This window comes from Escherichia albertii, from assembly GCF_028622335.1.
Lineage (GTDB): Bacteria > Pseudomonadota > Gammaproteobacteria > Enterobacterales > Enterobacteriaceae > Escherichia > Escherichia albertii.
Genome location: NZ_CP117568.1, coordinates 2,415,753 through 2,428,043, shown reverse-complemented (window position 1 = coordinate 2,428,043; position 12,291 = coordinate 2,415,753). Strand labels below are relative to the sequence as shown.

Annotated in this window: 11 protein-coding genes and 1 pseudogene; 7 read left to right on the top strand and 5 right to left on the bottom strand. The window is 48.3% G+C overall.

All coding sequences use genetic code 11. The features are described from left to right. Positions 1-38: 38 nt before the first annotated feature. Genes PS053_RS11755 through PS053_RS11735 form a run of 5 tightly spaced genes read left to right on the top strand, consistent with a single transcriptional unit; the run spans position 39 to position 5,383 of the window. Positions 39-806: a substrate-binding domain-containing protein gene (locus PS053_RS11755; protein WP_256878890.1), complete on the top strand. Its 768-nt coding sequence runs from the start codon at positions 39-41 to the stop codon at positions 804-806. Between the two features lie 60 nt (positions 807-866). Next, positions 867-2,366: a sugar ABC transporter ATP-binding protein gene (locus PS053_RS11750; RefSeq protein ID WP_256877541.1), complete on the top strand. Its 1,500-nt coding sequence runs from the start codon at positions 867-869 to the stop codon at positions 2,364-2,366. Beyond that, the gene (locus PS053_RS11745) at positions 2,367-3,356 is read left to right on the top strand and encodes an ABC transporter permease (RefSeq protein WP_256878787.1); all 990 of its coding nucleotides are present in this window, start codon (positions 2,367-2,369) and stop codon (positions 3,354-3,356) included. Between the two features lie 21 nt (positions 3,357-3,377). Continuing rightward, on the top strand, positions 3,378-4,340 hold the full coding sequence (locus tag PS053_RS11740; protein WP_000048611.1) for a sugar kinase: 963 nt from the start codon (positions 3,378-3,380) through the stop codon (positions 4,338-4,340). After that, positions 4,337-5,383, top strand: coding sequence for an aldose 1-epimerase family protein (locus tag PS053_RS11735; RefSeq protein WP_256878788.1), 1,047 nt, complete (start codon positions 4,337-4,339; stop codon positions 5,381-5,383). The genes PS053_RS11740 and PS053_RS11735 overlap by 4 nt, the downstream gene beginning before the upstream one ends. A 78-nt stretch (positions 5,384-5,461) precedes the next feature. Here the strand turns inward: PS053_RS11735 and accC are convergent, their stop codons facing one another. The 3 genes and pseudogenes from accC to PS053_RS11720 all read right to left on the bottom strand — a co-directional run. Beyond that, positions 5,462-6,811: an acetyl-CoA carboxylase biotin carboxylase subunit gene (accC, locus tag PS053_RS11730; protein ID WP_000884646.1), complete on the bottom strand. Its 1,350-nt coding sequence runs from the start codon at positions 6,809-6,811 to the stop codon at positions 5,462-5,464. Between the two features lie 10 nt (positions 6,812-6,821). Further along, a complete protein-coding gene (gene accB, locus PS053_RS11725) occupies positions 6,822-7,292 on the bottom strand; it encodes an acetyl-CoA carboxylase biotin carboxyl carrier protein (RefSeq protein WP_000354616.1) in 471 nt (156 codons plus the stop codon). Positions 7,293-7,687: 395 nt separating this feature from the next. Continuing rightward, a pseudogene (locus PS053_RS11720) lies at positions 7,688-7,927 on the bottom strand (cytochrome b family protein); the annotation flags it as partial. On the opposite strand from PS053_RS11720, the gene PS053_RS11715 reads away from it, so the two are divergent. Continuing rightward, positions 7,887-8,138, top strand: a complete 252-nt coding sequence (locus PS053_RS11715; RefSeq protein ID WP_071987660.1) for an ABC transporter permease — start codon at positions 7,887-7,889, stop codon at positions 8,136-8,138. The pseudogene PS053_RS11720 and the gene PS053_RS11715 sit on opposite strands and share 41 nt — an antisense overlap. Positions 8,139-8,155: 17 nt before the next feature. Here the strand turns inward: PS053_RS11715 and PS053_RS11710 are convergent, their stop codons facing one another. Both PS053_RS11710 and acuI read right to left on the bottom strand, forming a co-directional pair. Further along, positions 8,156-8,986, bottom strand: a complete 831-nt coding sequence (locus tag PS053_RS11710; protein ID WP_256878789.1) for a DUF1444 domain-containing protein — start codon at positions 8,984-8,986, stop codon at positions 8,156-8,158. 36 nt (positions 8,987-9,022) lie between these two features. After that, the gene (gene acuI / locus PS053_RS11705) at positions 9,023-9,997 is read right to left on the bottom strand and encodes an acrylyl-CoA reductase (NADPH) (protein ID WP_256878790.1); all 975 of its coding nucleotides are present in this window, start codon (positions 9,995-9,997) and stop codon (positions 9,023-9,025) included. A gap of 151 nt (positions 9,998-10,148) precedes the next feature. Here acuI and csrD point away from each other — a divergent pair, with 151 nt between their 5' ends. Then, entirely contained in the window at positions 10,149-12,089 is a 1,941-nt protein-coding gene (csrD, locus tag PS053_RS11700; RefSeq protein ID WP_001241458.1) for an RNase E specificity factor CsrD, read from the top strand. Positions 12,090-12,291: the final 202 nt, after the last annotated feature.

Here is a 12,291-nt window from a genome sequence, read left to right as displayed (position 1 = left end):
TTGGTGCATCATTATTAACGCAGTAACATCCTTTTTATATTGACCTTGCGAATGCCATGAAAGAAGAGGCGAAAAAAGACAATGTCAATTTAAGCGTCTCTATTGCCAATCAGGATTTAAACAAACAACTTTCTGATGTTGAAGATTTTATTACTAAAAAAGTGGATGCCATTATTATCTCTCCGGTCGATTCGAAAGGTGTCCAGGCGGCGATAATTAAAGCCGATAAGGCCGGTATTCCCGTTATCACCGTCGACGTTGCCGCGGAAGGCGTTCCAGTCGTATCGCATGTTGCGACCGATAACTACGCGGGAGGTGTAGAAGCTGGCAAGTTAATGGGCAAGCTTTTAAATGGTAAAGGTACTGTAGCCATTATTTCTTATCCGGCACTACAATCGGTGGTTGCACGCGTTGATGGCTTTAAGAAAGGGTTAAGCGATACACCGGATATTAAAATTGTTGCGGAACAACCAGGTATTACGCGCGCTGAAGCGTTAACGACTGCGCAAAATATTATGCAGGCCAATGCCAACCTGAATGGTCTGTTTGGCTTTGGTGATGATGCGGCGCTGGCAGCGGTTATAGCAGCGAAATCTGCGCATAATGACAACATCAAAATCATTGGTTTTGATGGTATGAAAGAAGCGCGAGATGCCGTTGACAGTGAAAAAACGTTTGCGGCCGTGATTCGACAATATCCCGATCAAATGGGTGCTAAAGCCATTGATGCTGCTGTTGATCACCTCAATGGTAAACCGGTAGAAAAAATGATCCCGGTACAACCCGGCGTTTATACAGGTAAATAATAAACATCTTCATTTCACAACAAAACGTTATTGACGTTTTGTTGTGACACCGAGGTCATTATGACGGATGTTATTCTTGATGTTTCGCATATTGCGAAGACATTTGGTCATGTTCAGGCATTAAAAGATATTACACTCTCTTTACGTAAAGGGCGGGTACATACTTTATTAGGCGAGAATGGTGCCGGTAAATCGACATTAATGAAAATATTGGCTGGTATTTATCCGCCAACCCAGGGAACGATAACACTACGTGGTGAAACTATCGCTATTAATAATCCGCAGCATTCACGCCAGTTAGGGATTGCGATTATTTTTCAGGAGCTGAGCCTGAGTAATAATATGACTGTGGCGGAAAATATTTATGCCAATAATGAACCGCGACGTTTTGGCATTATTAACGATAAAAAAATGCTCGCAGATTGCCAGAATCTCCTTGCGGAACTGGGCATACCACTAGACCCACTGGAAATGGTCGGCAATATGTCGATGGCACATAGGCAACTGGTAGAAATTGCTAAAGCCTTAAGCTATGCAGCGGATGTCGTGATTATGGATGAACCGACATCTTCGCTAAGTGATAATGAAGCGGAGATCCTGTTTAACATTATTGAAAAATTAAAGCAGCGAGGCTGTGCGGTTATTTATATCTCTCATCGCATGGATGAAATTATGCGGATTTCAGATGATATTTCGGTGATCCGCGACGGTGAGTATATCGCTACGCATGAAAAGAAAAACAGTGATATCCAGCACTTGATTGCCCAAATGGTTGGTCGGGAAATGAAAAATATTTGGCCAGCACGTCTTGGGGAAAAACCGGATGAAAATGTTCCTGCAAAACTGGAAGTAAAAAATCTTTCCCATCCTTCGCTTTTTAAAGAGGTCAGTTTCGCTGTGCGTCCGGGGGAAGTCCTCGGATTTTTTGGCCTGGTGGGGGCCGGGCGTTCCGATGTGATGAAGGCGCTATTTGGCCTCGTTTCGTATCACGGGACTGTGTTGATTGATGGTAAGGAAGTCAGGATCGCTAATCCCAAACAGGCTATTGATCATGGCATTGCTTTTGTGACCGAAAACCGCAAGGAAGAAGGGTTAGTGCTGATGCACGACGTCAATATGAACACGCACCATGTGGCGTTTCAATATAACGCTTCGCGGATAGGACTCATCAATCACCGACAAGAAGAGGCGAAGACGCTGCAATCAATTGCCAGAATGAACACTAAAGTGAGTTCTGTACATCAGGCAGTGGGAGCACTGAGCGGCGGTAATCAACAGAAAATCGTGTTATCGAAGTGGCTGGAGAAAACTCCGCGTATTTTATTGCTCGATGAGCCAACGCGCGGAGTGGATGTCGGCGCAAAATTTGAAATCTATAACGTGATACGTCAACTGGCTGCGGCAGGGACAGCAATTATTCTGGTGTCCTCTGAACTGCCAGAAGTCATGGCACTTAGCGATCGTCTGGTGGTAATGCGTAATAAAACGATTGCCGATATTTATTCATGTGAAAATTTAACGCAGACACAGGTAATGACCGCTGCAACAGGAGTACGTTAAATGACAGAGAGAACTCTTGCCAGTCCGAAACCTTCGGAAATTCCCATTGCAAATAATTTTAAAAAAGTCTTCAGGCAATATGGCGGTATCCTCAGTGGAATGGTGGTGTTAATCATTCTGTTCAGTTTTATTAATGACAGTTTTTTTACCGCCAATAACATTACTAATATTATTCTTCAGGTTTCGATAATTGCAATTACCGCCTATGGAATGACTTATGTGCTTTTGCTTGGCGATATTGATTTATCGGTCGGTTCAACCATTGCATTGATTGGCACATTTGCTGCGCTTGGGGCTTCATGGGGAATTCCATTTGTTTTATTGGTCCCATTATCCATTATTGCAGCACTGGCTCTGGGGATGATAAATGGTGGCTTGACGGCTATAGCGGGGATCCCTTCGTTTATTGTCACCGTTGCTACTATGGGGATCTTCCGTGGTATCGCTTATATAGTGACCGATGGTATGCCCATCATGATTAAAGATGATGCCTTTCTGGCGCTGGGAAATGGAGAATTTCTCTATATACCTATTCCTATATGGATATTAATCATCTTATTGCTGATAAACCACTTCATTCTTACTAAAACAACCTTTGGACGAAAAATTTATATCACTGGTGGTAATAAAGAAGCGGCAATTTATTCAGGGATAAATGTCACCCGCTTGAAAATTAAAGTCTTTATGATTACAGCCGTGCTGGCAGGTATCAGCGGGATGATCCTTGCCTCACGCCTCTATTCCGGGCAACCGAATTCCGCGTTGAGCTACGAGCTGGATGCTATTGCCGCGGCTGTACTGGGAGGCACCAGCCTGAACGGCGGCCATGGAACCGTGGTGGGGACAGTGATCGGCGCATTAACCATCGGCGTTATTAATAACGGCATGAACTTAATGAATGTTCCTTATTTTTACCAGATGGTGGTTAAAGGATTAGTCATTCTTGTAGCCGTTTATTTTGACGTAAGAAATAAAAGAAAACGCAGCTAATCATTTCAAGGAATTAATCATATGAGTAAGGTCTTCACAATTGGAGAAATTCTGGTTGAAATTATGGCGAGTAAAATCGGCCAGCCATTTGATCAACCTGGTATCTGGAACGGCCCTTATCCCAGTGGCGCGCCCGCTATTTTTATTGACCAGGTGACACGTCTTGGCGTTCCGTGCGGCATCATTAGCTGTGTGGGGAATGATGGCTTTGGTGATATTAATATACATCGTCTGGCTGCTGACGGTGTGGACATCAGGGGGATTTCAGTCTTACCTCTGGAAGCCACCGGTAGTGCCTTTGTTACTTATCATAACTCTGGCGATCGCGATTTTATTTTTAATATCAAGAATGCCGCTTGCGGTAAATTATCGGCACAGCATGTTGATGAAAATATTCTGAAGGATTGTACCCATTTTCATATTATGGGTTCATCCCTGTTTTCATTCCATATGGTAGACGCAGTAAAAAAAGCAGTAACCATCGTTAAAGCAAATGGTGGCGTTATTTCTTTCGACCCGAATATTCGTAAAGAAATGCTTGATATTCCAGAAATGCGTGATGCCCTCCACTTTGTTCTTGAGTTAACGGATATCTATATGCCCAGTGAGGGTGAAGTGTTGCTCTTGTCGCCACATTCGACGCCGGAGCGTGCAATCGCTGGTTTTCTTGAAGAAGGTGTTAAAGAGGTGATTGTGAAGCGCGGCAATCAAGGAGCCAGTTACTACTCCGCGAATGAGCAGTTTCATGTTGAGAGCTATCCGGTGGAAGAAGTTGACCCGACCGGTGCAGGAGACTGCTTTGGTGGCGCGTGGATTGCCTGCCGCCAGCTAGGGTTTGACGCCCATCGGGCATTACAATATGCCAACGCCTGCGGTGCACTGGCGGTAACCCGACGTGGCCCAATGGAGGGAACGTCTCGCCTTATGGAAATCGAGACGTTCATCCAGCGCCATGACATGTCCATTCGGGAAGCAGCACAATGAAAAACGAAATTTGGTCGTGGATTGGCGATCTCTCGCAGGTTGCCGGAATTAAACACTATGAGTTACGTAGTGGCAGAGCAAAGGGTACAGAAGCGTTTGATGTCCGTACTGGTGCGGGACTGGCATTTACGGTGGTAAAAGATCGCGCGCTGGATATTGCATGGGCCAGCTACAAGGACACTGCGCTCTCTTTTATCACCCCCAACGGTGTTGTCGCCCCCGCTTTTTTTGAGTCTCAGGGCAACGGGTTTTTACGTAGCTTTTACGCGGGGTTACTGACTACCTGCGGACTTAGCTACATTGGCACGCCCTGTGAGGATGAAGGAGAAACGCTGGGGTTACACGGGCGTTTGGCTGCGACTCCAGCAGAAGAGGTGGGGTATCGCACAGAACGGACCGACGACAGTATTGAATTTGTCATCAATGGCAAAGTTCGGGAAACACGATTGTTCGGTGAAAATCTGACGCTGGAAAGGACCATTCGCTGCCGTTATGGCGAAAATGTAATGCGCATTGAAGACAAGGTGACTAATCATGGTTTCACCCGCCAGCCGCTACAAATTCTTTATCACTTTAATTACGGCTGGCCTTTATTATCGCCACAGGCAGAAATCTTGCTGTCGGCTAAAAGCATAACGCCACGAACTCTGCATGCGGCGGAAGGGTTAACCAGTCATCTGGAGATTTGTACCCCACAGCCCGGTTTTGACGAGCAGGTTTACTATCTCACGTTGAATAGCGACAGTCAGGGGATGAGTAAAGTTGCGCTGGCGAACGCCGAACTGGGGTGGGGAATTTACGAGAAATTCGACACCATGCAGCTACCCAACTTTATCCAGTGGAAAAATTTAGGCGCGGGTGAATATGTTATGGGACTGGAGGTCAGTAATAGTTTTCCTGACGGTCGTGATAAAGAACGAGCGCAGGGGCGTCTGCCCTTTATTGAGCCAGGGGAAGCAAAGAAATACTGCTTTGAGCTGGGAATTGTTGAAGGCGATGCTGAAATTAGCGCGTTGAAAGCGGAAATTGCAGGCTACCGTTAATTAATGCCGGGCAGCGTTAACAAGCCCGGCGTTAATATGTCCTTTGCTCAGCGCGATGAAAACACCGCGCGTCACAAATTATTTTTCCTGAAGACCGAGTTTTTTCTCCAGATAGTGGATGTTAGTGCCACCATGCTGGAAGTTCTCGTCGTTCATGATGCGGATCTGCAGATCAACGTTGGTTTTGATACCGTCGATGATCAGTTCCTGCAGCGCATTCTTCATACGAGCAATCGCCACGTCACGGTTTTCACCGTAGCAAATCAGTTTACCGATCATTGAGTCATAGTACGGCGGTACAGTGTAACCCGCGTAGATATGAGACTCCCAACGCACGCCAAAACCGCCAGGTGCGTGGAAACGGGTGATTTTGCCCGGGCTTGGCAGGAAGGTGTTCGGATCTTCGGCGTTGATACGGCATTCCACCGCATGGCCGCGAACGTGAACTTCTTCTTGCTTGATCGACAGCGGTTGACCGGCAGCGATACGCAGCTGTTCTTTGATCAGGTCAACGCCGGTGATCATTTCAGTAACCGGGTGTTCTACCTGAATACGGGTGTTCATTTCGATGAAATAGAACTCGCCGTTTTCGAACAGGAACTCAAACGTACCCGCGCCGCGATAGCCGATATCAATACACGCTTTTGCACAACGCTCGCCGATGTAACGACGCAGTTCTGGGGTGATACCCGGTGCTGGCGCTTCTTCGACGACTTTCTGGTGGCGGCGCTGCATAGAGCAGTCACGTTCAGCCAGATAGATAGCGTTGCCCTGGCCGTCTGCCAGAACCTGGATCTCGACGTGGCGAGGATTTTCCAGGTATTTCTCCATGTAAACCATATCGTTGCTGAAAGCAGCTTTCGCTTCCGCACGGGTCATAGAGATAGATTGCGCCAGTTCAGCGTCGCTGCGTACAACACGCATACCACGACCGCCGCCGCCGCCAGAGGCTTTGATAATCACCGGATAACCAATGCGCTTAGCAATGGCGCGGTTTTTTTCCATATCGTCGCCCAGCGGGCCGTCAGAACCCGGTACGCAAGGGACGCCGGCTTTTTTCATCGCGGCAATTGCTGACACTTTGTCGCCCATCAGGCGAATAGTTTCTGCTTTTGGACCAATGAAGATAAAGCCGGAGCGTTCAACCTGTTCGGCAAAGTTGGCGTTCTCGGAAAGGAAGCCGTAACCCGGATGGATTGCTACTGCGCCGGTGATTTCAGCGGCGCTAATGATTGCCGGGATATTCAGATAACTTTTGACTGACGGCGCCGGACCGATACAGACCGTTTCATCTGCCAGTAATACGTGTTTTAGATCGCGATCCGCACTGGAGTGCACGGCGACAGTCTTGATGCCCAGTTCTTTACAGGCACGAAGAATACGCAATGCGATCTCGCCGCGGTTGGCAATAACAATTTTATCCAGCATGTTCGCCTCGTTACTCGATGACGACCAGCGGCTCGTCAAATTCTACCGGTTGTCCACTTTCGACCAGAATTGCTTTCACGGTACCGGATTTGTCCGCTTCGATCTGGTTCATCATTTTCATGGCTTCAACGATGCACAGGGTATCGCCCACGTTGACTTTCTGACCCACTTCGATGAACGCTTTCGCGTCAGGGCTTGGGGTGCGGTAGAAAGTACCAACCATCGGGGAACGTACGATGTGACCACTGATTTCCGCTGCTGCTGGCGCTTCCATGGAAGGAACGGTCGCCGGAGCGGCTGCGTTAGATTGAGCTGGCTGCTGCATCATTGGTGCAGCATAAGTTTGTTGCATCATCGGGAAATTTGCGGCAGGTGCTGCACGGCTAATGCGTACTGACTCTTCGCCTTCAGAAATTTCCAGTTCAGAGATGCCTGATTCTTCAACCAGCTCGATCAGTTTTTTAATCTTACGAATATCCATGAGTGGGTTCCGTACTCTTTGTTTAGTGTGATTGTGACAGGCGTTTCACCGCCGTCTAGTAAAGCGTATGTCCCGACAGCTGATGCATAGCGGTAAATTCCAGCAGGCCGGGACGCCGGTCTATTTTGCCCCAGAGTGTCAATGTAAGACTTGACGGACATTGTGCAGCGATTTGCTGCTATCCTCCGGCAAAAAACAAAATATACCTTCGTTGCGCCATTGTCACCTTTTCCGCGGCTTAAAAAACGCGTCAGGAGAAGCGAGGTCGCACATTATAACGATTTCGTAGCAAATGGCAGCTAAATACTGGTCTTATCAGGGAAGATAATCAACAGCTAACGTGTAAATAACCTTCAACGCCGCGCGTTTTGCAACAAACCGCACAATTCATGAAATTAGCGCCACCATTGACGGAACTTCTTATAACGTAAGGCTAAAAATGCTAAAGCCAGCCTGGCGAAGATGAGGCGCTGCAGTGAGATAATTTTCACAGACCACAAATAATGTAGGGGGACCAGGATAGCGATAAGATAGACGATATTATGCAACTGTTGCCGGGGTTTACCCCATTTTCACCGCATCGCCTGGTTAGAAGTGAATGCTAAAGCAGGCAAAATCAACCCACAGACAATGCCTGTATTAACCCGGTTTGAGTGGTTGATTTATGATCAAGTAAAATCAGATTATTCCCCCATTTTGCAGAAGGCAAACTGCTTTGTCTGGCGGCAATGCTGCTACCTGATGCTTTCAGAACTTACCGTGCTGCAATACCAAAGCCGATTTGATAGCAACATCGGCTTTGGTGAGTTTGCAGCTTTCATCACATACTCTGACAAGCTTTTTTAAGCATGACGGAGGGGGCGTTAATGCAAGGTTTCTACCCAGGGAAAAAAGTGACCGTTACGGCGGATGAATATCTGTGTTGTCAGAGGATGGTCATCCTCACGGAAACATTGTTCTGTTATCTGCCGTAATGCGCTGAGGTTTGCAGGCTGATCATTATGAGTGAAAAACAGTTTCCCTCTGGAGGGAATGGTCACTAATAGTTCTCCACATTCAGGAGCGGGTGACTGTGCCCAAAGATCGTCAACTAACATCAGGCTGGGTTCATAAGTGCCGCCTGCGGAGATAGCCGCAACCTTCGCATCATTGGCGTCTGTATCAACGATTTCAGCCGTAATTTCTGGCAATATTTGCTTCAAATTACTGATGGCTTGTTCACGGTCAATAGCCACTTCCTGGCGCATCAGATAGCGCATGGTTTCACTACCATCTTCAGCAAACAGGATAATTAACTCATCGTTAAAGTCTTCCCAGGCAAAATCCAGCGAGGCGTTGAGGACCTCTGGATCTGACTCGTACTGGCTAAGCTGTTGGCGAACGGTATCCAGCCAGGCTTTTTCTTTAATCACCGGGATAATACAGCGCCCGGACGGCAGCATTTCTGCAAGCTGTTTCAGCATATCCGTAGCCACTTCTTCCAGTGGATTTGGTGAGGCTTGATAACGTTTGTAGGCATCATCAAGGGTGATTTCCACCGTTTGGTGACCCGTATCAATGCGCATCAATTTATGGTCAGTCGAAATCATGACTTTCCAGTTTGGATGATGTTGTACAACTTCATGACCAAGATGCTCGGCGAAAGCTGTCCGGCTAACCGCTTTTCCCGTTAACCGATTGAATAATGATTTCAAAATGAGTTCCCTCTCTTATTAATCCTTGCTGAATGGTTAGTTAACCTTCACCAGTGTGCGCCCCTGGATCTGGTTATTAATGATAGCCTCGGCAAACTTCGGCGCCTCTGCCAAAGATATCTCTTTTGCTGCCTGAGCATAGAATGACTCCGGTAGATCAGTAACCAGACGTTGCCAGACTTGTGCGCGGCGTGCTGGTGGCGTCATCACTGAATCTACTCCCTGTAAACGGACGTTACGCAGAATAAATGGCATAACTGTTGTTGGCAGAGTAAACCCTCCCGCCAGACCGCAGGCCGCGACGCAGCCGCCGTAATTCATTTGCGCCAGTACTTTTGCCAGCACCTTGTCGCCGACAGTGTCAATCGCTCCGGCCCAAAGTTGTTTTTCCAACGGGCGGGATTCGGCAAACTCATCGCGTGGCAGAATACGGCAGGCGCCTAAACTTTTCAGATACCCATGGGTACTTTGGCGACCAGATACAGCAACGACCTGATAACCCAACTTATGTAACAGCGCCACTGCAGTACTGCCGACGCCGCCACTGGCCCCAGTCACGACAATCTCGCCATCCTGCGGACGAACACCGGCATCTTCCAGCGCCATCACGCACAGCATGGCAGTAAACCCGGCAGTACCGATAACCATCGCTTTGCGGGCGTTCAAACCTTGCGGCATGGCAACCAGCCAGTCACCTTTCACGCGCGCTTGTTCTGCCAGCCCGCCCCAGTGGTTTTCACCGACGCCCCAGCCAGTGAGTAACACTTCCTGACCGGCATGAAAACGAGGATCTTCGCTGGCGTGTACCGTTCCGGCAAAGTCGATACCAGGAATCATCGGAAAATTACGGATGATTTTTCCTTTTCCGGTGATTGCTAACGCATCTTTATAATTCAGGCTCGACCAGTGGATATCGACGGTCACATCGCCTTCCGGCAGGCGACTTGCGTCCAGAGTCTGTACAGATGCGAGGGTTTTGCCGTCCTGCTGTTCTAAAAGTAACGCCTGCATAAGTTGTCCTCATGTGCATGATGGATTGGAAAATAATTTCGGAAGACTATACTCGCTAATTGAAAAGCAAAGCCGATGAAGCGCAATAAATTGCGAGATAAATCTGATTTGCTAGTATGCCCGCTTCCTCACTATCGGAGTTAACACAAGGATGAGATTAACGACGAAATTTTCGGCCTTTGTCACGCTGCTCACCGGGTTAACGATTTTTGTGACTCTGCTGGGGTGCTCACTCAGTTTCTACAACGCTATTCAGTATAAGTTTAGCCATCGTGTTCAGGCGGTGGCGACGGCGATCGATACTCACCTCGTGTCGAATGATTTCAGTACGTTGAGACCACAAATTACCGAGCTAATGATGTCGGCGGATATCGTTCGTGTGGAGCTTTTACACGACAAAAAAACGGTTTATACCCAGTCCCGTAACGGGAGTTATCGCCCGGTCGGCACTAGCGATCTGTTTCGCGATCTGACTGTTCCGTTGGTTAAGCATCCGGGGATGTCACTACGTCTGGTTTATCAGGATCCGATGGGTAACTACTTCCATTCGCTGATGACCACCGCGCCGCTCACTATCGCGATTGGCTTTATCATTATTATGCTCTTTCTGGCGGTACGCTGGTTGCAACGGCAACTTGCCGGACAAGAACTGCTGGAGACCCGCGCCACTCGCATCTTAAACGGCGAGCGTGGCGCGAATGTGCTGGGGAGCATTTATGAATGGCCGCCCAGAACCAGTAGTGCGCTGGATACGCTGCTGCGTGAAATTCAGAACGCCCGTGAACAGCACAGTCGTCTTGATACGCTGATTCGCTCTTATGCCGCACAGGACATCAAAACCGGCCTTAATAATCGTCTCTTTTTCGATAACCAGTTGGCGACATTACTGGAAGATCAGGAGAAAGTTGGCACCCACGGTATCGTGATGATGATCCGTCTGCCGGATTTCAATATGTTGAGCGACACCTGGGGGCATAGCCTGGTGGAAGAACAGTTTTTTACCCTGACGAATCTGTTGTCGACATTTATGATGCGTTATCCGGGGGCGCTGCTGGCGCGTTATCACCGTAGTGACTTTGCCGCGCTGTTGCCGCACCGGACATTAAAAGAAGCGGAGAGCATCGCCAGTCAATTGATCAAAGCGGTTGATACCTTGCCGGCCAACAAAATGCTCGATCGTGATGATATGATCCACATTGGCATCTGCGCCTGGCGTAGCGGTCAGGACACCGAGCAGGTGATGGATCATGCGGAATCCGCCACGCGCAATGCGGGATTACAGGGGGGGAATAGCTGGGCTATTTACGATGACTCATTACCTGAAAAAGGACGCGGCAATGTTCGTTGGCGCACACTGATCGAGCAAATGCTGAGTCGCGGCGGCCCACGTCTTTATCAGAAGCCTGCGGTCACCCGCGAAGGACAGGTCCATCACCGCGAACTCATGTGCCGCATCTTTGATGGTAACGAAGAAGTGAGCTCGGCAGAATATATGCCGATGGTGATGCAGTTTGGTTTATCGGAAGAGTATGACCGTCTGCAAATTAGCCGTCTGATCCCGTTATTGCGTTACTGGCCGCAGGAAAATCTGGCCGTTCAGGTTACGGTCGAGTCGCTGATTCGCCCGCGTTTTCAGCGTTGGCTGCGTGATACGTTGATGCAGTGTGAAAAATCGCAACGAAAACGCATAATTATTGAACTTGCAGAGGCTGATGTTGGTCAACATATCAGCCGTTTACAACCCGTCATTCGTTTGGTGAATGCTTTAGGCGTACGGGTAGCCGTTAATCAGGCCGGATTGACGCTGGTGAGTACCAGTTGGATCAAAGAACTTAATGTTGAATTACTTAAGCTCCATCCGGGGTTGGTAAGAAACATTGAGAAGCGAACGGAGAACCAGCTATTGGTTCAGAGTCTGGTAGAGGCCTGTTCCGGGACAAACACCCAGGTTTACGCCACTGGCGTGCGTTCGCGAAGCGAGTGGCAGACCCTGATTCAGCGCGGGGTTGCAGGTGGGCAGGGGGATTTTTTCGCGTCCTCACAGCCACTTGATACTAACGTGAAAAAATATTCACAAAGATACTCGGTTTAACCTGCCGTTTAATCCGTTTTCACGTAGAATAACGCGCGCTGCGTCTTATGGGAGTGTGCTTGTCTGCTCGCCAGATTGTTGCAGCATATATGCAGATGAATGACCTTACGCAGTTGCAAACAGGCGAGGAATGCTGTTGACGCATTTAGCCTTTCTGGACTCAGGCAGAGATTTGTAACAAAGGAAACGAACTGCACTAATT